Source organism: Streptomyces odontomachicola (assembly GCF_039605595.1).
In the GTDB taxonomy this organism is placed as follows: domain Bacteria; phylum Actinomycetota; class Actinomycetes; order Streptomycetales; family Streptomycetaceae; genus Streptomyces.
In genome coordinates, this window is record NZ_JBCFOK010000026.1 from 23,046 (window position 1) to 42,934 (window position 19,889).

Genomic DNA, 19,889 nt, shown 5'->3' on the forward strand with positions numbered 1-19,889 from the left:
TCCGCATCCCGCACGCTGCGCCGCCCCGTCGCCGTCCAGGCCGCGCAGAACAGCAGCAGCTTGGTCATGAAGCTGATCCACAGCAGCAGCGCGATCGGCACGCCGAACGCGCCGTACATGTTCTTCGCGGCGACCCCCTGCAGATAGCCGCTGAGCAGCGCCTTCAACAGCTCGAAGCCGACCGCGCCCATCAGGCAGGCGACCAGCACCGAGCGGCGCGGCGGCCGCACCCGGGGCAGCACCGTCAGCACGTACCAGAGCAGCAGGAAGTCGGCCGCGACCGCCGCCGCGTACCCGGCGAGGCGCAGCAGCACGGTGCCGATGCCGCCCTCGACCAGGCCGAGCTGCTTGGCGGTCCAGCTCACGGCGCTGACCGCGAAGGCCGAGGCCGCGAAGGAGGCCACCCCGAAGACGCCGAGGCCGATCAGCGCGCCGAGGTCCTTCAGCTTGAGCAGGATGGGGTTGCCCGGGTCCTCCTCCAGGTCCCACAGCGCGCGCAGCGACTCGCGCAGCGTGCCGGCCCAGCCCACCCCGGTGAACAGCAGCAGCGCGCCGGCGATGAACCCGACGGTGCCCGCGTTGTCCACCAGCGACTGGAGGTCGAGCTGGTCGGAGATGCCGGGCACCTGGTCGGCGAGCGTCTTCTGGAGGCTCTGCATCCGGGAGGGCGTGAGGAAGGCCGCGCCGATGGCGGCGCCGACGGCCAGCATCGGGAACAGCGCCAGGAAGCTGGTGAAGGTGATGGCCGCGGCGAGCCGGGACCACTTGCGCTCGGTGAGATGTTCGTAGACCCGCCAGATGCGGGAGGCGAAGAACCACTTCGCCGCGGGGCCGATCACCGGAAGCTTCGTCAGCCAGTCCATGAGCACCGCCCGTCCGCGGTCACGCTGCGTTGTGCCATCACCACGTCAGGGTAGGGGGTACCCCGTACAACTCGGCGCAGCACCGCCGGACTTCACGATCTTCGTGACTGTCCGAAACCGCATCCGAAACCGCACCGGGGGTGCCGAAAAGCGCCGGAGGCCCGGGACGCCTCAGGCCAGCGGGGCGCAGTCGGCCTCGTGGGACTGGCGCGGCACCGCCGTCAGCGCCGCGCCGCCGAGCCCGTTTCCGGCGGAAGGCTGCGGCCCTCCTTTGGGCTGCGGTCCGAAGGCGAACTCCCGCTGGAGACGCCAGACTTGGTCGGCCCCCTGCTCATAGAGCGCGAAGCCGTCGACCGTCCAGGCCGCCTCGAAGCCGGCCAGCTCCGCGTGCGCCTTGTCCATCGCCGCCTCGTCGATGCCGTGCGCGACGGTGACGTGCGGGTGGTACGGGAAGTGCAGCTCGCGCACCAGGGGCCCGTCGGCCGCGCGCACCCGCTCCTGGAGCCGGTGGCAGCACTGGCCGCCCTCGGCGACCCGGACGAAGACCACGGGGGACAGCGGGCGGAAGGTGTCCGTGCCGGACAGCCGCACCGTGAACGGGAGGCCCTCGGCCGCGACCCGCGCCAGATGCGCCTCGATCGCGGGCCGGGACGCCGCGTCCACCTCCGTCGGCGGGAGGAGGGTGATGTGGGTGGGAATGCCGTGCGCCGCGGGATCACCGAAGCCCGCGCGCGCCTCCTGGAGCAGGCTGCCGTACGGCTCCGGCACGGCCAGCGATACGCCGAGTGTCACCGTGCCCGCTGTCCCCACCGCTTCTCCCTCCTTCGCCTTCGTCCGTTCCGTCTTCCGTGATCTGTGATCCGTGACCCGTGTCCGTGCTCCGCGGTGCGCCCCGTGCGCCCCGCGGGGCCGCTCAGAACTTCGCGGGCAGGAAGCCCACCTTGTCGTACACCTGGGCCAGCGTCTCCGCTGCCACCGAGCGCGCCTTCTCCGCGCCCTTGGCCAGGACGCCGTCCAGCGTCTCGGGATCGTCCAGGTAGTGCTGGGTGCGCTCCCGGAACGGACCGGCCCAGTCCGCCACGATCTCGGCCAGATCGGTCTTCAGTGCACCGTAGCCCTTGCCGGCGTAGCGCTGCTCCAGTTCCGCGATTCCGGTGCCGGTGAGGGTCGCGTAGATGGTGAGCAGGTTGGAGATCCCGGGCTTCTCCACCTCGTCGAAGCGGATCTCGGTGCCGGTGTCGGTGACCGCGCTCTTGATCTTCTTCGCCGAGACCTTCGGCTCGTCGAGCAGGTTGATGATGCCCTTCGGCGTGGACGCCGACTTGCTCATCTTGACCGACGGGTCCTGGAGGTCGTAGATCTTCGCGGTCTCCTTGAGGATGTACGCCTCGGGGACCGTCAGTGTCTTGCCGTACCGCCCGTTGAAGCGCTCCGCGAGATTGCGGGTCAGCTCCAGGTGCTGGCGCTGGTCCTCGCCCACCGGGACCTGGTCGGCGAGGTAGAGCAGGATGTCGGAGGCCATCAGCGAGGGGTACGTGAACAGCCCCACCGTGGTGCTGTCCGAGCCCTGCTTCGCCGACTTGTCCTTGAACTGGGTCATCCGGGAGGCCTCGCCGAAGCCGGTCATGCACTCCATGACCCAGTTGAGCTGGGCGTGCTCCGGGACGTGGCTCTGGACGAAGAGGGTGCAGCGCTCCGGGTCGAGGCCGGCCGCCAGCAACTGGGCCGCGCCGAGGCGGGTGTTGGCGCGCAGCTCGGCCGGGTCCTGCGGGATCGTGATCGCGTGGAGGTCCACCACCATGTAGAAGGCGTCGTGGGTCTCCTGCATACCCACCCACTGGCGCACGGCGCCGAGGTAGTTGCCGAGGTGGAACGAGCCCGAGGTGGGCTGGATGCCGGACAGCACGCGGGGACGATCATTGGCCATGTCCCTCATTCTCTCAGGTCCCGGACGCACTCAGGGCCGGATCCCGCGTGAGTTCCGCCCCACCCGCACGGAGCGTGCCCGGGCACCCGCGGAAAGTAGTCGGCCCCGGGGCCGGAGCGGGCCTCACCTCTCGCCGCGGGCCGCGTCCACCGCCTTCGACATCGGGACGTTCCACGCGTCGCCGTGGCCCGGGAGGAGCAACTCGGCGTCCAGCTTGTCGAGTTCGCCCAGCGCCGGGCCGCGCGCCTGATCCTCGTCGTGGTGGAACATCTTCGGCAGGAGCTGCGGCCCCTCGTGCCTGCTCAGCGGGTGCCCGGTGACCAGCGCGTCGCCGGTGAGCACGGCGCCGGGCCCCGGCAGCAGGTACGCGGTGTGCCCCGTGGTGTGCCCGCGGGTGGTCACCGGCAGCGGCTTCCCCGGCAGGTCGAGCGCGCCCTCGTCGGGGTCGAAGGTCTGCGCGTAGGGCAGCGCGATCCTGCGCGTGCCCCCGTGCCGCGCGGCCCGCACCATCCACGGCAGCGCGCCGGGCCGCCAGGCGTTGAGCACGGCGCGTACGGGGGTGAGCTGCTCGCGGTAGTCGCCGTGCGCGTGCGCCACCTCGGCCTCGCCGGTGTAGACGGGGGTGCCGTAGGTGTCGTGGAGCTGCCCGACCGCGCCGATGTGGTCGATGTGCGCGTGGGTGACCAGGATGGCCTTCACGTCCTGGGGGCGGCGGCCGATGTTCTCCAGCGCGTCCATGACGGTCACCGTGTCGGCCGGATAGCCCGCGTCGACCAGCGTGACGTCCTCGCCGTCGCGCAGCAGATAGCAGTTCACATCGCTGGCTCTGACGAGGAAGACGTCCCGTGTGATCTCTTCCACCGCGGGGCGCGTTCCGCTGCCTGCCCGCTGTCCTGGCGCCATCGCCGCCTCCTGCTCGGGACGAGAAGTGGGTCTGCCTACACAACCAAGTGTTCTCGTTCCGGAGGCGGTTGACCCCTCTTCGACGCGAGCGCGTCCCCGTCCCGGCGTACGGGAGGGGGACGCGTCACCGGAGACCGCCCGCGCGGGCCCGGGAAGCCGCACGCGCGGACTACGGCATCCACTTCTCCCAGGTGGCCTTGTTCGCCTTGACCCACTTCTCGCCGGCCTTCTCTGGCGTCATGCCGTCGCCCGCGATCCACCCGGCGACCTGGTTCTGCTGCGCCGTCGACCACTTGAAGTTGCGCAGGAACTTGGCCGCGTCGCCGCCGTTCTCGGAGAACTTCTTGTTGAAGAACTTCTTCAACGGGGTGTTCGGGTAGGCGCAGTCGGTGTTCTGCGCGGGCTTGTCACAGCCCTTCTTGTACGGCGGGAGCTTGACCTCCTTGAGGTTCAGCTCGTCGTTCAGCCACTGCGGCGTCCACCAGTACGTGATGAAGGGCGTCTTGTCCTTCACGTACTTCTTCATCTGGGTGATCTGCGCGGCCTCGCTGCCCGCGTACACCGGCTTGTAGTTCAGCTTCAGGTTCTTGATGATCCACTTGTCGTTGGTGGTGTACGAGGGCGAGCCCTCCAGAAGCTGGCCCTTGCCGCCGCTCTCCGTGGTCTTGAAGTCCTTCGCGTACTTGTCGAGGTTCTTCCAGTCCAGGACGTCGGGGTGCTTCTCGGCGAAGTAGGAGGGCACGTACCAGCCGATGTGCCCGATCACCCCGAGGTCGCCGCCGTCCACGACGGTCTTGTTCTTCTGGATGTACTGCTTCTCCTTGTTGGGAACGCCGCGCCAGTCCTCCAGGATGGCGTCCGCCTTGTTGGAGTTGAGCGCGTCGAACGCCACCGGCTCGTCCATCTGCTGGGACTTGACCTTGTAGTCCATCTCGTTTTCCAGCAGGTACTTGGCGACCGCGACATTCGCCTCGGCACCCACCCAGGACGGCACCAGCAGGGTGAGGTTCTTGTCGCCGCCCCCGCCGGTGTCCGCCTTGCCGCAGCCCGAGGTGGCCACGGCGAGACCGAGCACCGCGGTGCCGGCGACCAGCGAGAGACGTATCCGCCGCGCGGTGCGGGAAGTTGAGGTCGTTGTCATGTGGCATCGCCTTCTTCGTTCTTCAGTTGGCAGTGGCGGGTGGTGCCGCGCGCGGGGCGCGGCCCGTTCACCGGTCCCGCTCCCGTACGGCGCTGGACGGCTGGGTGACCCGGTCCAGCACGAGGCCGAGCAGCACGATGGCCACTCCGGCGGTCAGGCCGATGCCCAGCTCGCTCTTCTGGAGCCCGTAGACGACGTCGTAGCCGAGCGCGCCGCCGCCGACCAGGCCGCCGATGACGACCATGGCGAGCACCAGGACCACGCCCTGGTTCACCGCGAGGAGCAGCGCCGGGCGCGCCAGCGGGAGCTGGACCTGGCGGAGCTCCTGCGCGCTGCTGGCCCCCAGCGAGCGCGCCGCCTCCAGGGCCGAGGGGTCCACGCCCCTGATGCCCTGCGCGGTGATCCGTATGACGGCGGGCAGCGCGTACAGCACGGCCGCGGTGATCGCGGCGGCCCTGCCCACTCCGGCCAGCGCCACCACGGGGATCAGGTAGATGAACTGCGGGAGGGTCTGGAGCACGTCCAGCAGCGGCCTGATGGCGCGCTGGAGCCACGGCGCGCGGGCCGCCCAGACGCCGACGGCGAAGCCCAGCAGCAGGGTCACCACCAGCGCGGCGAGCACCTGCGCGAGGGTGTCGAGCGAGGTGGACCACAGGCCGATCACGCCGACGGCGGCGAGCGCGAGCGTCCCGGTGAGGGAGGTGCGCCAGGTGCCGACCAGCAGCGCGAGCGCGGCCACGATGAGCAGCAGCAGCCACCAGGGGCTGCCCTGGAGCCCGTCGCGCAGCGGGTTGAGGATCCAGACGGTGAACTTGTCCGCCCACACCTGGGTGCCGCCGACCACCGGCACGCCGGAGGCGAGGTTGTCGGTGAACCAGTTGACCGCGGTGTTCGCGGGCTTGGCGACGGTCAGGGTCCAGGACTCGGGCCAGTCCGTCCCGGCGGCCCGCCCCGCGAGCGAGCCCACCAGGACCAGGCCCACGACCGAGAGGATCTGGCCCCACCAGGTGCGCGCGTAGGCGCCCGCGGTCGCCAGCGGTCCGCGGTCGCGGGCCGCCTTGCTGTCGTAGGACTCGGTGGCCGCCTCCTCCAGCCGCTCTCCCGCTGCGGCCGTGGTGCGGTCCAGCCAGACGGCGATCAGCACGATCGCCGCGCCCGCCGCGAGCGCGTCGCCGACGTTCACCTTGGACAGCGCGCTGAACACCTCGTCGCCGAGGCCGCCGGCGCCGATCACGGAGGCGATGGTGACCATCGACAGCGCCATCATGATCGTCTGGTTGAGGCCGAGCAGCATCTCCTTGCGGGCCAGCGGCAGCCGCGCGGTCCACAGCCGCTGCGGTCCCGTGGCGCCCAGCGAGGCGGCGGCCTCCAGCGCGGAGGGTTCGGCGCCGCGCAGCCCGAGCGAGGTGAGCCGGGCCATCGGCGGCGCCGCGTAGATGACCGTGGCGAACAGGGCCGAGGGCACGCCCACGTCGAAGAGCAGCACGAACGGCAGCAGGTAGGCGAACGCGGGCATGACCTGCATGGTGTCCAGCACCGGCCTGAGCACCTTGTCGAAGCCGTCGGAGAGCCCGGCCGCGAGCCCCAGCAGCAGCCCGACCAGCGCGGACGCGGCAACCGCCACCACCATCAGGCCCAGCGTCTCCATGGTCGGCTCCCACACCCCGAGGAGCCCGCACACCGCGAAGGCGCCCAGCGAGGTGGCGGTCACCCGCAGCGCCCGGCGGTCGCGCCGCAGCCCGCAGGCGTACCAGGCGAGCGCGGTGACGGCGACCAGCACGCCGATCCAGCCCATGGACTCCAGCAGCGAGGTCACGCCGTCCACAGAGTTCTGCGCCGCGTTGCTCAGATGCAGCAGGAAGTAGACGAAGACCGGGTTGGTGTCGCGGTTGTCGGCGATCCACTGGTTGGCGTCGTCGAGGGGCTTCTGCACGTTGACGGTCAGCTCGCTCGGCCAGCCGTCGCTGCCCCATAACGCCGCGGCGACCGGCACCGCCACGACGGCGACGGCCAGCAGCGGCAGCATCCTGCGCGCCGTGGGGTGGGTGCGCAGCCCGGCGAGGCGCTGGCCCAACGAGGGCCGCCCGCCGCTCCGTTCGGGGCCCGCCTTGGAGGCGGGGGCCGGGGGAACGGTGCCTGTGGCGCTCATGCCGCCGCCCCCTCCTCCTCGTCCAGGCCCGCGACGATGCCCAGCAGCCGCTGGTGGTCGACGAAGCCCAGCAGCCTGCCGCCCTCCACGACGCGGGCCGGTGCGCCGGTGCGGGCGACCGCCGCGATGGCGTCGGAGACGAGCGTGTCGGGGGCGAGCGCGGCGCCCGAGGCGGCGGCGAGCGCGGCGGCCTCGGCCTCGGCCGAGCCGTCGGCGGGGCGCATCGCGCGGCGGACGGTGACGACCTGTTCCCGCGGCACGTCCCGTACGAAGTCCCGTACGTAGTCGTCGGCGGGGGCGGTGACGATCTCCTCGGGGCTGCCGCACTGGACGATCGCGCCGTCCCGCATCAGCGCGATGCGGTCGCCCAGGCGCAGGGCCTCGGCGAGGTCGTGGGTGATGAAGACCATGGTGCGGCCCTCGGTGCGGTGCAGGCGGATGACCTCCTCCTGCATGTCGCGCCGGATCAGCGGGTCCAGCGCGCTGAACGGCTCGTCGAAGAGCAGCACCTCGGGGTCCACGGCCAGCGCGCGGGCCAGGCCCACACGCTGCTGCTGGCCGCCGGAGAGCTGGCCCGGACGGCGTAACTCCATGCCCTCCAGGCCGACCTTGCCCACCATCTCGGCGGCCCGCGCCCGGCGTTCGGCCTTGCCCTGGCCCTGGATCTCCAGGCCGTAGGCGATGTTGTCGAGGACGCTGCGGTGCGGCAGCAGGCCGAAGTTCTGGAAGACCATCGCGGTGCGGTGCCTGCGCAGGGCGCGCAGCCTGGCGCGGTCCATGGCCCGCACGTCCTCGCCGTCGATCTCGACGCGTCCGGCCGTCGGCTCGATGAGCCGGGTCAGGCAGCGTACGAGGGTGGACTTGCCGGAGCCCGACAGGCCCATCACCACGAAGACCTCGCCCCTGCGCACCTCGAAGGAGACGTTCCGCACGGCGGCGACGGCCCCGGTGCGGGCGCGCAGCTCGGCGGCGGAGAGGCCGGAGAGCTCGGGGTCGGCGGGCACGGTGTCCGGTGCGGGTCCGAAGACCTTCCACAACTCCGCGACGGAGAGCGCGACTTCCCGCGCGTCGGCTTCAGCGGTCATGTGCGACACCTCCGGTGTCCTTCTCATCCGGCCCACACGCCGGGAAGTTAAGAAACATACCCCGTTGTTCGCACAATTCGACCCGTCAACGATGTTGCGAACAGGGAACGTTCGGGCCATGAACGCCGAACGGCCCGCGCAACCAGGGAGGTTGCGCGGGCCGTCCGTGGGGACCGCGTGAGGTCAGGCGCCCGTCACTTGTCGGGCATCCACTTCTTCCACTTGTCCGGGTTCTGCTCGACCCACTTGGCCGCCGCCTCGTCGGTGTCCATCTTGTCGATGGTCATCCACTTCACGACCTGGGTCTGGTCCGCCGTGGACCAGCGGAACTTCTTGAGCATCTCGGCCGCCTTGCCACCGTTCTTCGCGAAGTCCTTGCTGAAGAACTTCGCGAGCTTGGTGTGCGGGTAGGCGCAGTCGACCTTGGCCGCGTCCGCGTCACAGCCCGGCGTCCGCTTGGGCAGCTTCACCTCGACCAGGTCGAGCTTCTCGTTCAGCCACTGCGGGGTCCACCAGTAGGTGATGAAGGGCTTCTTCGCCGCGTACTTCTTCTGCATCTCCTTGGTCTGGGCGGCCTCACTGCCTGCGTAGACAGTCTTCAGGTTCAGACCGAGGTTCTTGATGATGGCGTCGTCGTACGTGGAGAAGGAGGGCGAGCCCTCGAGGAGCTGGCCCTTGTTGCCGCTCTCCAGCGTCTTGAAGTCCTTCCAGTGCTTCTTGAGGCCCTTCCAGGTCTTGATGTCCGGGTGCTTGTCCGCGTAGTACTTCGGCACGAACCAGCCGATGTGGCCGATCACGCCCATGGGGCCCTCGTACGTGACGGTCTTCTTCTGCTCGACGTACTTGTGCTCCTTCTTGGGCACGCCGCGCCAGTCCTCGAGCAGCGCGTCGGCCTTTCCGGAGTTCAGGGCGTCGAAGGAGACCGGCTCGTCCATCTGCGTGGGCTTCACGCGGTAGCCGAGCTTCTTCTCCAGGATCTGCGCGGCCACGGCCACGTTGGCCTCGGCGCCCGCCCAGGAGGCGTACGGGAGGGTCACGGTGTTCTTGGCACCGCTGTAGTACGGGTCCGCCTTGCCGCAGCCGCTGAGGGAGACGGTCAGCGCGAGCGCGCCGACTCCGGCGATCAGTGCGGTGCGGCCCCTGCGGGACCGCAGCGGGCCCTTCTTCAGCTTCTTCTCGTCGGTCTGTGCAGTGTGCATGAGAGGTTCCTTGTCGTCGGGGGTGGCGAAACGGGAGGTTCCGCGCCCCCTAACGGCCGCCCTTCCGTGCGCCCGCGGACTGCGTGAGGCGGTCCAGCAGCAGGCCGAGGCAGACGATGGCGATGCCCGCCGTCAGGCCGACGCCCAGGTCGCTCTTCTGCAGGCCGTAGACCACGTCGTAGCCGAGCGCGCCGCCGCCGACCAGGCCGCCGATGACGACGATGGCCAGCACCAGGACGACGCCCTGGTTCACGGCGAGCAGCAGCTGGCGGCGTGCCAGCGGGAGCTGCACCTGCCGGAGCTGCTGGAAGGAGGTGGCACCCAGCGAACGGGAGGCCTCCATCGACGCGCCGTCCACGGTCGCCAGGCCCTGCGCGGTGATGCGCACCACGGCGGGCAGGGCGTAGATGACCGCGGCGAAGATCGCGGCGGGACGGCCCACGCCGACCAGCGCGACCACCGGCACCAGGTACACGAACTGCGGCATGGTCTGCATGACGTCCAGCACGGGCCGGATGACCCGCATGAAGCGGTTCATCCGGGCGCCGAGGATGCCGATGACGACGCCGACGATCAGCGTGATCACCAGCGAGACCAGCACCTGCGCCAGGGTGTCCATGGACTTGCTCCACAGCCCCATGACGCCGATCACGGCGAGCGAGAGCACGCCGGTGATGCCCGCGCGCAGCGAGCCGACGCAGAACGCGAGGGCCGCCACCACCAGGACCATCGCCCACCACGGGGTGGCCTGGAGGCCGTCACGCAGCGGGTTGAGCACCCAGGCGGTCATGTTCGAGGCCCACACGTCGGTGCCGCCGACCACGGGCACCCCGCTGCCGATCCGGTCGGTGATGGAGGTGATGAACGAGGTGATCGGCGCGGACAGCCGGACGGTCCAGCCGTCGGGCCACTGCCGGCCGCCCAGCGGGCCCGCCGCGTAGGCGAGGGCGCCGAGCACCACGAGCCCGGCCCAGGCCGGCCAGCCGCGCAGCTTGTGCAGGAAGCCGCCCTCGGCGGGCGCCGGGGCCTCGAGCTGCTCGCCGGCCGCCGCGGTGACGCGGTCCAGCCAGATCGCCATCAGCACGATCGCGACACCGGCGATCAGCGACATGCCCACGTTGTCCTTGGACAGGCCCTGGTAGACCTTGTCGCCGAGGCCGCCGGCGCCGATCACCGAGGCGATGGTGACCATCGACAGCGCCAGCATGATCGTCTGGTTGAGGCCCAGCAGCATCTCCTTGCGGGCCAGCGGCAGCCGGGCCGTCGCCAGGCGCTGCCACGGCGTCGCGCCGAGCGAGGCCGAGGCCTCAAGCGCCGCCGGGTTCGCGCCGCGCAGGCCGAGCGAGGTGAGCCGGGCCATGGGCGGCGCCGCGTAGATGACGGTGGCCACCATCGCGGCGGGCGCGCCGATGCCGAACAGCAGCACCAGCGGCAGCAGGTACGCGAAGGCCGGCATGACCTGCATGGTGTCGAACACGGGCCGCATCATGCGGTCGCCGCGGTCGGAGAGCCCGGCGAGCAGGCCGAGCAGCACGCCGACGACGGCGGAGACGAGCACCGAGAGGATCATCAGCGCGAGCGTCTCCAGCATGTAGTCCCACATGCCGAGCAGTCCGGGCACCGCGAAGGCGAGCACGGTGACCCCCGCGACGCGCAGCGAGCGGCGGCGCAGGCCGGCGCCGGAGACGTACCAGGACAGCAGCGTCGCCAGGACGGTGACGCCGAGCCATCCCATGGAGGCGAAGACCATGTAGAGCTGGTCGACGCTGCCCTCGGCCCAGTTGCTGACGTGCAGCAGGACGTAGAGGAAGATCCACGACTTGTCGCGGTTGTCGGTCAGCCAGTTGGCGACCGTGTCCAGCGGCGTCTTGACGTCGGCGACCAGGCTCTCCGGCCAGCTCGCCTGGCTCACCGCGAAGGCGCTGACCACGGCGACGGCCAGCACCAGCAGGAGCACGGGCAGCTTGGCGCGGGAGATCCAGGCGCCGGGGCCGAGCGGTTCGCGTGCCGTGGCGGCGGCGGCAGGGGCCGGGGCGCTCCCGGTGGCCGCGCTCTCCTTGGGCTTCTCAGGGGCGGCGGTGCTCATGCGGGAGTCACCTCTTCCTCCTCCGGCTTGCCGCCCTCGGCGCCGTCCGGCGCCTGGGCGGAGTCCTTCGAGCCCTTGGAGTCCTTCGACTCGCCGGTCTTCGCCTCGCCGGAGTCCTCGCCGGCGCCGTCCAGACCCGCGACCACGCTGAGGAGCTGCTGCTCGTCGACTATGCCGAGGGTGCGGCCCTTCTCGACCACCCGGGCGTGCTCGCCGCTGCGCGCGACGGCCTCCACGGCCTCCACGACCGGGGTGCCCGGAGCGAGCTCGACGCCGCTCTTCGCCTCGTCACCGGTGGCGGGGCGCATCGCGCGCCCCACGGATATGACCTGCTCGCGCGGCACGTCCCGGACGAAGTCGCGTACGTAGTCGTCGGCCGGGGAGGCGACGATCTCCTCCGGGGTGCCGCACTGCACGACCTCGCCGGCGCGCATCAGGGCGATGCGGTCACCGAGGCGCAGGGCCTCCTGGAGGTCGTGGGTAATGAAGATCATGGTCCGGCCCTCCTCCTGGTGGAGCCGGATGACCTCCTCCTGCATGTCGCGGCGGATCAGCGGGTCCAGCGCGCTGAAGGGCTCGTCGAAGAGCAGCACCTCGGGGTCCACGGCCAGCGCGCGGGCCAGGCCCACACGCTGCTGCTGACCACCGGAGAGCTGGCCAGGGCGGCGGTTCTCCATGCCCTTGAGGCCGACCTTCTCGACCATCTCCAGGGCCTTCGCGCGGCGCTCGGCGCGGCCCAGGCCCTGGATCTCCAGACCGTAGGCGACGTTGTCCAGCACGCTGCGGTGCGGCAGCAGGCCGAAGTTCTGGAACACCATGGCGGCCCGGCGGCGGCGCAGCTCGCGCAGCCGCTTGCGGTCCATGCCGATGACGTCCTCGCCGTCGATCTCCAGCGAGCCCGAGGTCGGCTCGATGAGCCGGGTCAGGCAGCGTACGAGGGTGGACTTGCCGGATCCTGAGAGCCCCATCACCACGAACACTTCGCCCTTGCGCACGTCGAAGGAGACGTCGCGCACGGCGGCGGTGCAGCCGGTCTTCTGCGTCAGTTCGGCGCCGGAGAGGCCCTTCAGATCACCGTTGCCGGGGATCTTGTGAGCCTTGGGTCCGAAGACCTTCCACAGGTTGCGGACGGAGAACACCGGGGTGCTCTCGGCCGCGGTCTGCTCGGCCTGCTTCTCCTGCGCCTCGGTCTGCTGGGCGGTCTGCTGGTTCTCGGACATCACGCAACACCTCCCGGTGCCGTAGTGGACTCTTCTCGGATGAGATCGACCGCCTTCTCGCCGACCATCAGCACGCCGATCATCGGGTTGACCGCGGGCATCGTCGGGAAGACGGAGGCGTCGGCGATGCGGATGCCCTTCATGCCGCGGATCTTCAACTCGGGGTCCACGACCGCGAGTTCGTCGTCTGCGGCGCCCATCCGGCAGGTGCCCGCCGGGTGGTACACGGTGTGCGCGGCCTTGCGGACCAGCTCGCTGATCTCCTCGTCGGAGGTGACCTCCGGGCCGGGGAAGACCTCGCGCTTGAGCCACTTGGCGAAGGGCTCGGACTTGGCGATCTTCCGGGCGATCTTCACGCCGTCGACCAGGGTCTGGCCGTCGTAGTCGCCCTCGTCCTCGAAGTACTTGAAGTCGAGCGCGGGCTTCACCTCGGGGTCCGCCGAGGTCAGGTACAGGCGGCCGCGCGCACGGGACTTGGGGATGTTCGGGGTCATCGAGACGCCGTGCGGCACGGTCTCGTAGCCCAGCCGCTCCGGGTTGTCCGTGAACGGGATTTGGTAGAAGTGGAACATCAGGTCAGGACCCTTGTGGTCCTTGTCCCGCTTCACGAAGAGACCGGCGTCCGAGTCCATCGCCGAGTTGTCCGGCAGCGGTCCGTTGGTCTCCCACACGATCACCGACTCGGGGTGGTCGATGAGGTTCTCACCGATGCCCGGCAGGTCCTTGACCACCGGCATGCCCAGCGCCTCCAGGTCCTTCTTCGGACCGATGCCGGAGTGCATGAGCAGCCGCGGGGTGTCCACGGCGCCGGCGCAGACCAGCACCTCGCGGTTGGCGGTGAGCAGCTTCTCCTCGCCGTCCTTGGTGCGGATGTGCACGCCCTGCGCGGTGAGGCCGTCCTCGCCGCCCAGCTCCAGCTTGTACGCCCAGGTCTCCAGCAGGATGTCGAGGTTCGGGCGGTCCCCGGCCTCGATGTGCTCGTGCAGGTACGCGACCGAGGCGGAGGAGCGCTTGTTGTTCTCCGGGTGGTAGGAGAGGTCGAAGAAGCCGACGCCCTCCTCGAAGGGCTGGTCGTTGAAGCCGACGACCTCGGGCACGCCGATGGCGTCCTTGGTGGCCTCGATCCAGTCCGTGGCGATCTGGTTCTGGTCCTTCTTCGCCACCCGTACGACGTTGTTGCGCAGCTTGCCGAAGTACGGGTCCATCGCCGCGGCGCCCCACCCCGCGGCGCCGTTCGCCTCCCACTCGTCCCAGTCGGAGGGCAGCGGCTTGAAGGAGATCAGGGTGTTGTGCGAAGAGCAGCCGCCCAGGACCTTGGCGCGGCTGTGCAGGATGTGGCTGTTGCCGCGCGGCTGCTCCGTCGTCGTGTACTCGTAGTCGAGCTCGCCGCCGAGCAGGCCGAGCCAGCGGCGCAGGGTCAGCACCTCGGGCCGGTCGATGTCGGAGGGACCGCCTTCGATCAGGGCGACCGAGACGGCCGGGTCTTCGGCAAGACGCGAGGCGATCACCGACCCCGCCGTTCCGCCACCGACGATGACGTAGTCGTAGCTGGACATAGGTGTGATTGCTCCTTGAGGGGAATCAAGCGTTCCGCGTGGGAATTCGGTCCGCATCCGGACCGTCGGGGTTCACGCGGTGCCGTCCGCCGGTGCCCGGCCGGCTGGGGTACCGGCCGGGCGTCCTGCTGACGGCGATTTTGGGGTGGGGGTTTTCGGGGTGCTGCTGTTGTCAGCCCGCGAACCAGCGGACGGCCGCCGGGCGCAGGTTCTCGTAGACGTGCTTGGTCTCGCGGTACTCCTCGAGACCGGCGGGACCGAGCTCGCGGCCGACGCCGGACTTGCCGAATCCGCCCCACTCCGCCTGCGGCAGGTAGGGGTGGAAGTCGTTGATCCAGATCGTGCCGTGCCGCAGCCGCGCCGCCACCCGGCGCGCCCGCGCCGTGTCGGTGGAGAACACGGCGCCGGCCAGCCCGTACTCGGTGTCGTTGGCCAGCGCGACGGCCTCGTCCTCGGTCGTGAAGGTCTCCACGGTGAGGATGGGGCCGAAGGTCTCCTCGCGGATGACCCTCATGTCGCGGTGGCAGTCGTCCAGCACGGTCGGCTCGTAGAAGTAGCCGGATGCCGGGCGGACGTCCGAGGGCTCGGGGCGCTTGCCGCCGCAGCGGAGCGTGGCGCCCTCCTCCAGGGCCGAGGCGACGTACGCCTCGGTCTTGGCGAGCTGCGGGGCGGAGACGAGCGGGCCGCACTCCACGTCCTTCTCGGTGCCGCGACCGAGCCGGATCTTCTGGGCACGCCGCGTGAGCTCCTCGATGAACCGGTCCTTGACCGACTCCTCGATGATCAGCCGGGCGCCGGCCGAGCAGACCTGGCCGCTGTGGATGAACGCCGCGTTCAGCGCCTGGTCCACGGCGTGGTCGAAGCGCTCCTCGGTGGCGCAGGCGTCGGCGAACACCACGTTGGGGTTCTTGCCGCCCAGCTCCAGGGCGACCTTCTTGGCGTTCGCCACCGCGGCCTGGCCGACCTTGGTGCCGGAGACCAGGCCGCCGGTGAAGGAGACCAGGTCCACGTCCGGGTGGGTGCCGAAGCGGGCGCCCACCGGGTCGCCGGCGCCGGTGACGATGTTCGCGACGCCGGCGGGGGCGCCGGCCTCGATCACCAGCTTGATCATGTGCACCGTGGACAGCGGGGTGACCTCGCTGGGCTTGATCACGAAGGTGTTGCCGGCGGCGAGCGCCGGGGCGACCTTCCAGCTTGCCTGGAGCAGCGGATAGTTCCAGGGCGTGATCATGGCGCAGACGCCGACCGGCTCGTGCACGATCACGCTGTGCACGTCCGCGTCGCCGGCGTCCACGACGCGCCCGCCGGACTCGTTCATCACGAGGTCGGCGAAGTACCGGAAGGCGTTGGTGACGTCGTCGACGTCCACCCTGCCCTCTTCCAGCGTCTTACCGGTGTCCTTCGACTCGATGAGCGCGATCTCCTCGCGGTCCCGCTGCAGCAGGTCGGCGACCTTGCGCAGCAGGGCGGCCCGCTCGGCCGTCGGGGTGTGCGGCCAGGGCCCCTCGTCGAAGGCGCGCCGCGCGGCCGCGATGGCCGCGTCGGTGTCCGACGTGTCACCCTCGGCGACAACGGCGAGCGTGCTGGCGTCGGCCGGGTCCAGGATCTCCCGGGTGCCGCCTGCCGCGGCGGCCCGCCAGACGCCGTCTACGTGAATGCTCTCCATAACGGACACCTTGGGTACTGCCTTCCATTACCGAAATGTTCCTCGCCATGCGTCGGGGCGCATGGCCAAACGCGAACCCTGCCCGGGTCCCGCGATCCCATGCACATCAAGCCCGAATAAGTGACGCTGATCACTCGGAGCGTAGCGCAATGCAGCACTGTGTCCCGTTTTCTCGCATTCCCGTCTCTGAATGCCGGTGACTTTTCCGTGACCTGGGCGTGTGCGGTCCGCAACTGGAGGCGTGCGCCCGGTTCCGGGGCGTTGCGGGACGCTCCGGAGCGCGCGTTGCATTTCCGGAACGTACGGTGAGTGTGCGCACACCCGATTTCGGGCGGTGATACCCATGCGCTTGTCCACCAGGCACGGCGCCATGGCGGCCGTCGGCTGCGCGGCGCTGGTGGCGACACTCACCGCGGCCTCCCCGCCGCAACCGCGGCAGCCCGGCGGGGAAATGGCCGGGGCGGCACGCGCGCAACTCGATTCGGTCCCCTCGGTGCGGCTGCACATGACGTCGGGTGACTTCTCGTTGCGGCTCGCACTGGACGAACACGGCAACTGCGCGGGCGACGTGGATATGGCGGACCAGGGCAGGGTGAAACTCGTGAAACGGGGCGGCACGGTGTGGCTCGCACCCGATGCCGCTTTCTGGCGCGCCCAAGTCGGGGGCCAGGAGGGGGAATTGCTCGCACAGGGCGTCAAGGGCCGCTATATGAAAGGCGCCTCGGAGTCCCCCGACAAAGGGGAGCTGACGGCGATCCTCGACACGCCGCCCACCGAGCAGGCGTAAGGCGCGAGCAGCGTCGGCAGTCCCTCAACCGCCCGCGCAGTCCGCGCCCTTCGGGCAGAAGGAGGCCACCCCGGAGGACACCAGCCGCGCCTCAGCGCCGGACGCGCCGGACGCGCCGCCCTCCCCGGTGTCGGGACCGGTCGCCGCGACCGCGTACAGCTTTCCGTCGGCCGCCTCGAAGCGCTCGTCCACGGTGTGCCGCCGCTCCCCCGTCTCCTGCTCTTCGTAGGCGTACTCCAGCACGGCGGGGGCGCGGGTCCCCTCGCCCGCGCCGGGGAGCCTGTCGAGGCGGATGAGGGAGTACGCGGTGGCCTGGTCCTCCAGGAAGTCGTCGGCGAGCTTCGCCGACGCGTACGGGGTGGGGTCCTCGACCCAGAAGACCTGGAGGCGCCGGTCGCCGCCCGGGCTCTCGTAGTTGACGACGGTCGCGTAGCCGGGGCGCTTCTGCTCCGTGCGCTTCCAGCCCTCGGGCACGTCGACCGTCCAGCCCTGCGGGTCCTCGCGGCGCTCGTGCCCCGAGGCCGGCGCGGCTCCGGCTGAGGCGCCGGGCGAGGGCGCCGCCGCTTCCTCGGTGCCGGAGTCCCCCGTACCGCCGGGCGAGGGCGAAGCGGAGTCGCGGGCCTCGCGGGACGCCCGGGCGCTCGCGGACGCCTCGGCCCGCGCCCACGCCTTCTCCTGCCGGTCGCGCTCCAGGGCGTTGTCCACCGCCCGCCACACGCCGAAGCCCAGCGAGGAGACCAGCAGCACGGCGGCTGCCGACAGGGCCGCGAGCCGCTGCGTCCTGCGCGCGGCCGCGCGCTCGGCCGCCCCGTCGCGCCCGTCCTCGGTCCAGCTCTGCCGCTGTGCGTCGTACCGCTTCGCCATCCGCTCTCCGCCTCCCCCGGCCGCGGCCCTCGGGCCCCGGCGCACGCTCCCGTGACCGCACGGCCGCACAGGCGACCGTCGGCGACCGCCTGCGGCCCCCGCGGTCGCGCGTCAGCCCAGCAGCTGGGCCGCCGCCTGCGCCACCGTCGCCGCCGACGCCAGCGCGCCCACCGCCGTCACGCCGGGCGCCGTCAGCTCGCGAAGCCGCCGCAGCCGTCCGGGCGCCGCCCGGCCCGTGCCGTCGATCTCCCGCTCGGCCGCGCTCAGTTCGCGCTCGGCCTCCTCGGTGGCGGCGCTGCGGGCGAGCACGGCGAGTTCGCCGCGGAGCGCGCGCACCGCCTCCAGCAGCGCGCGGGTGTCCTCGTCGGGCCCCGGCCCCGCCGCCTCGTTGACGACCGCGCTGCTCCCGGGGCCGAGCGCGACCGCGCCGCCGGAGATGTTCCCCACCGCGTACTTGTCGCCGGTGACCTGCTGCCGCTGCTCGTCCGCAGGCTCCTCGCGCCCGCCGTGCCCTGCCCTCATGTCCCGCTCCCGCCCGTAGTAGCCCTGCTGTGCTCACCCATGGCCACGGCACCGCCGGAGACCTGCCCGGTGGCGTACCCGCCGCTCATCCCGCCGATGAACAGCCCGCCGTCGCTCACGTTCACCACGTACTGCTCGAAGCGGTCCGTCCGGAAGCCGCTCAGCTCCAGCGCGTCCCGCACGCCGCTCGCGATGCGGTCCTGCACCGTCTTCACGTACCGGCTGACGTCCATCTCCTGGAAGAGCGAGAAGCCCTCCGCGCTCCCCAACTCCCGTACGGAGACGAGCGGAGCGCCCGGTGCCCCGCGCTCCGGCGCCTCCCAGGCCGTACGCGGCACCGCGACGGCCGTGCGTGCCCCGCCCCACAGCAGCGTGAGCAGCTCGGTGGGCGCGGCGGCCAGCGCGCGCACAGCGCCGCGCGCCACGTCGGCGGGGCCCGGCGCCGGTGCGAGCGCGTCGGCCGCGCGGAACTCCTCGCGCACCGGCCCGAGCACATGCGGCAGAACCTCCAGCACGAGCATCCGGCCCTGGGTGTGGACCCGCACGAAGACGGTCACCACGATCTGCTCGTCCCAGGCGCCGATCCGGATGCGCAGGAAGTGCCTGCGGCCCTCGCCGCCCTCCCCCGCCGCCGCCGCGATGTGCCCGGCGACGGACTCGGGCGTGTGGAAGCCCTCCTCGCGCCCGGGGCCGGCGGGCAGATACACGAACTCGTCCAGCTCCAGGTCCCGCAGCCGGTCCACGCTGCCCTCGGCCGCGGCCTTGCGCAGCGCCTCCAGCGGGCCCCTGACCAGGTCGATCACGCGCCGCGCCGTCAGCTCGGGCGGCGCGCCCTGCGCGGGCACCTCGGTGTCCCCCAGCCGCTTCCCGGTCAACGTCCCGTTCGGCTTCTCGCGCTTCAGCTCCAGCGCGAACGACCAGGGCTGGTGCGGGCTTCCCGCGCCCACGAAGGGGAGGTACGGGTCGTAGAGCGCGCCCTTCGCGTGCTGCTCCCGCGCGGCGGCCTCGCGCACCCGGCGCAGCCGCGGCGTGTCCGGCAGCGGCGTAGGGCGCGCGCCGGCGAAGGAGTCGCGGCCCAACTCCTCGCGCAGCAGGGTCTCCTGGGTCATCCGGTGCACCCACACGACCAGCGCCAGCGCGAGGGGGAAGATCAGCGGGAAGGGGTCGTCCGCGACGCCGTCCACGGCGACGGCCCAGTACACCAGCATCCCGAGGCGCCCGGCGAAGGTGAGCAGCGAGCCCACGGAGCGGCGCAGCCAGCCGCCGGGCGGGAGCGAGCGGAACGGGGACGGCGGTTCGGAGACCCCGGGGCGCGGGGCCGGCTTGCCCAGCACGAGGCGCGCGAGCAGCAGCACGAGGCACAGGCCCGCATAGATGTACGGAGCCGCACCGCTCACGCTCAAGGAACCGAGGTCGATGCCGAACACCGTGATTCCGGACGTCTCCGGTACGGGCGCGGCCTCCCGCTCGGGCATCCTCGTCTCGACCGCGACGAACAGCGCCCAGATCAGGAGCAGCGCGAGCGCCGCGTACAGCTCCCGTCTGCGGGCGCGCAGCGCGTGCGCGAGGACGGTGAGGACGTCGAGCCCGAGCGAGGGCGCGACGGGGCGCTCCGCGTGGCCGACGAGCTCGTCCACGACCCGCCGGCGGAAGTCCGCCGAGAGATGGGCCCCGGCCGACAGCAGCCGCGTCGCCTCGCTGTGCGCATGGCGCGGCACGTCACCGCTCACAGCACCCCCATGACCCCCGTAGTGCCCAACTGGCCCCTTTTGCAGGGGAGTTCAGACGATAGCGAGCGCGTGTGCGAGCGGCAACGCGTATCCGTGTACGACTCGTGAGGGGCCCGCGCCTTCCGTACGGATGCCCCGGGCGCCCGGAAACGCCGCGGGGCCCGTACGGAATGTTCCGTACGGGCCCCGCG

Annotated in this window: 15 protein-coding genes and 1 pseudogene; 1 reads left to right on the forward strand and 15 read right to left on the reverse strand. The window is 71.3% G+C overall.

Features of this window, described 5'->3' with window-relative positions; translation table 11 throughout:
* Nucleotides 1-38 precede the first annotated feature (38 nt).
* From ABEE00_RS33275 to ABEE00_RS33330, 12 genes and pseudogenes are all read right to left on the reverse strand, one after another.
* Nucleotides 39-863: pseudogene (locus ABEE00_RS33275) on the reverse strand (YihY/virulence factor BrkB family protein); the annotation flags it as partial.
* 171 nt (nt 864-1,034) lie between these two features.
* Nucleotides 1,035-1,673 (reverse strand): 2'-5' RNA ligase family protein, encoded by a 639-nt coding sequence (locus tag ABEE00_RS33280; protein WP_345749517.1) that lies wholly within the window; start codon nt 1,671-1,673, stop codon nt 1,035-1,037.
* A gap of 103 nt (nt 1,674-1,776) precedes the next feature.
* Complete coding sequence (trpS, locus tag ABEE00_RS33285) at nt 1,777-2,790, reverse strand: tryptophan--tRNA ligase (RefSeq protein WP_345749518.1); 1,014 nt, start codon at nt 2,788-2,790, stop codon at nt 1,777-1,779.
* A gap of 123 nt (nt 2,791-2,913) precedes the next feature.
* Nucleotides 2,914-3,651, reverse strand: coding sequence for an MBL fold metallo-hydrolase (locus ABEE00_RS33290; RefSeq protein WP_345749519.1), 738 nt, complete (start codon nt 3,649-3,651; stop codon nt 2,914-2,916).
* Between the two features lie 211 nt (nt 3,652-3,862).
* Nucleotides 3,863-4,834, reverse strand: coding sequence for an ABC transporter substrate-binding protein (locus ABEE00_RS33295; protein ID WP_345749520.1), 972 nt, complete (start codon nt 4,832-4,834; stop codon nt 3,863-3,865).
* Nucleotides 4,835-4,901: 67 nt separating this feature from the next.
* Nucleotides 4,902-6,983: an ABC transporter permease gene (locus ABEE00_RS33300; RefSeq protein ID WP_345749521.1), complete on the reverse strand. Its 2,082-nt coding sequence runs from the start codon at nt 6,981-6,983 to the stop codon at nt 4,902-4,904.
* Entirely contained in the window at nt 6,980-8,068 is a 1,089-nt protein-coding gene (locus ABEE00_RS33305) for a quaternary amine ABC transporter ATP-binding protein (RefSeq protein ID WP_345749522.1), read from the reverse strand. Before ABEE00_RS33305 ends, ABEE00_RS33300 begins: the two co-directional genes overlap by 4 nt.
* A gap of 194 nt (nt 8,069-8,262) precedes the next feature.
* Nucleotides 8,263-9,267: an ABC transporter substrate-binding protein gene (locus ABEE00_RS33310; protein ID WP_345749523.1), complete on the reverse strand. Its 1,005-nt coding sequence runs from the start codon at nt 9,265-9,267 to the stop codon at nt 8,263-8,265.
* 49 nt (nt 9,268-9,316) lie between these two features.
* Nucleotides 9,317-11,353 carry an ABC transporter permease gene (locus ABEE00_RS33315; RefSeq protein WP_345749524.1) on the reverse strand — a complete coding sequence of 679 codons (2,037 nt, stop codon included), beginning with the start codon at nt 11,351-11,353 and terminating at the stop codon, nt 9,317-9,319.
* Complete coding sequence (locus tag ABEE00_RS33320) at nt 11,350-12,573, reverse strand: quaternary amine ABC transporter ATP-binding protein (protein ID WP_345749525.1); 1,224 nt, start codon at nt 12,571-12,573, stop codon at nt 11,350-11,352. The genes ABEE00_RS33315 and ABEE00_RS33320 overlap by 4 nt, the downstream gene beginning before the upstream one ends.
* Nucleotides 12,573-14,129, reverse strand: a complete 1,557-nt coding sequence (locus ABEE00_RS33325; protein ID WP_345749526.1) for a GMC family oxidoreductase — start codon at nt 14,127-14,129, stop codon at nt 12,573-12,575. Before ABEE00_RS33325 ends, ABEE00_RS33320 begins: the two co-directional genes overlap by 1 nt.
* Before the next feature lie 172 nt (nt 14,130-14,301).
* Nucleotides 14,302-15,795: an aldehyde dehydrogenase family protein gene (locus ABEE00_RS33330; protein WP_451918728.1), complete on the reverse strand. Its 1,494-nt coding sequence runs from the start codon at nt 15,793-15,795 to the stop codon at nt 14,302-14,304.
* 343 nt (nt 15,796-16,138) lie between these two features.
* Between ABEE00_RS33330 and ABEE00_RS33335 the strand changes: the two genes are divergently transcribed.
* Complete coding sequence (locus ABEE00_RS33335) at nt 16,139-16,582, forward strand: hypothetical protein (protein WP_345749528.1); 444 nt, start codon at nt 16,139-16,141, stop codon at nt 16,580-16,582.
* Nucleotides 16,583-16,606: 24 nt separating this feature from the next.
* Here ABEE00_RS33335 and ABEE00_RS33340 read toward each other — a convergent pair whose 3' ends face one another.
* The 3 genes from ABEE00_RS33340 to ABEE00_RS33350 all read right to left on the reverse strand — a co-directional run bounded on the left by ABEE00_RS33340 (nt 16,607) and on the right by ABEE00_RS33350 (nt 19,698).
* The gene (locus tag ABEE00_RS33340; RefSeq protein WP_345749529.1) at nt 16,607-17,446 is read right to left on the reverse strand and encodes a hypothetical protein; all 840 of its coding nucleotides are present in this window, start codon (nt 17,444-17,446) and stop codon (nt 16,607-16,609) included.
* A gap of 111 nt (nt 17,447-17,557) precedes the next feature.
* Nucleotides 17,558-17,968 carry a hypothetical protein gene (locus tag ABEE00_RS33345; protein ID WP_345749530.1) on the reverse strand — a complete coding sequence of 137 codons (411 nt, stop codon included), beginning with the start codon at nt 17,966-17,968 and terminating at the stop codon, nt 17,558-17,560.
* Nucleotides 17,965-19,698, reverse strand: coding sequence for a hypothetical protein (locus ABEE00_RS33350; protein WP_345749531.1), 1,734 nt, complete (start codon nt 19,696-19,698; stop codon nt 17,965-17,967). Before ABEE00_RS33350 ends, ABEE00_RS33345 begins: the two co-directional genes overlap by 4 nt.
* Nucleotides 19,699-19,889: the final 191 nt, after the last annotated feature.

What these genes read in the sequence shown, in the direction of transcription:
- trpS (WP_345749518.1), bottom strand. Translation starts at nt 2,790, where the DNA reads ATGGCCAATGATCGTCCCCGCGTGCTGTCCGGCATCCAGCCCACCTCG.
- ABEE00_RS33295 (WP_345749520.1), bottom strand. Translation starts at nt 4,834, where the DNA reads ATGACAACGACCTCAACTTCCCGCACCGCGCGGCGGATACGTCTCTCG.
- ABEE00_RS33300 (WP_345749521.1), bottom strand. Translation starts at nt 6,983, where the DNA reads ATGAGCGCCACAGGCACCGTTCCCCCGGCCCCCGCCTCCAAGGCGGGC.
- ABEE00_RS33305 (WP_345749522.1), bottom strand. Translation starts at nt 8,068, where the DNA reads ATGACCGCTGAAGCCGACGCGCGGGAAGTCGCGCTCTCCGTCGCGGAG.
- ABEE00_RS33310 (WP_345749523.1), bottom strand. Translation starts at nt 9,267, where the DNA reads ATGCACACTGCACAGACCGACGAGAAGAAGCTGAAGAAGGGCCCGCTG.
- ABEE00_RS33315 (WP_345749524.1), bottom strand. Translation starts at nt 11,353, where the DNA reads ATGAGCACCGCCGCCCCTGAGAAGCCCAAGGAGAGCGCGGCCACCGGG.
- ABEE00_RS33320 (WP_345749525.1), bottom strand. Translation starts at nt 12,573, where the DNA reads ATGTCCGAGAACCAGCAGACCGCCCAGCAGACCGAGGCGCAGGAGAAG.
- ABEE00_RS33325 (WP_345749526.1), bottom strand. Translation starts at nt 14,129, where the DNA reads ATGTCCAGCTACGACTACGTCATCGTCGGTGGCGGAACGGCGGGGTCG.
- ABEE00_RS33330 (WP_451918728.1), bottom strand. Translation starts at nt 15,795, where the DNA reads ATGGAGAGCATTCACGTAGACGGCGTCTGGCGGGCCGCCGCGGCAGGC.
- ABEE00_RS33335 (WP_345749528.1), top strand. Translation starts at nt 16,139, where the DNA reads ATGCGCTTGTCCACCAGGCACGGCGCCATGGCGGCCGTCGGCTGCGCG.
- ABEE00_RS33340 (WP_345749529.1), bottom strand. Translation starts at nt 17,446, where the DNA reads ATGGCGAAGCGGTACGACGCACAGCGGCAGAGCTGGACCGAGGACGGG.
- ABEE00_RS33345 (WP_345749530.1), bottom strand. Translation starts at nt 17,968, where the DNA reads ATGAGGGCAGGGCACGGCGGGCGCGAGGAGCCTGCGGACGAGCAGCGG.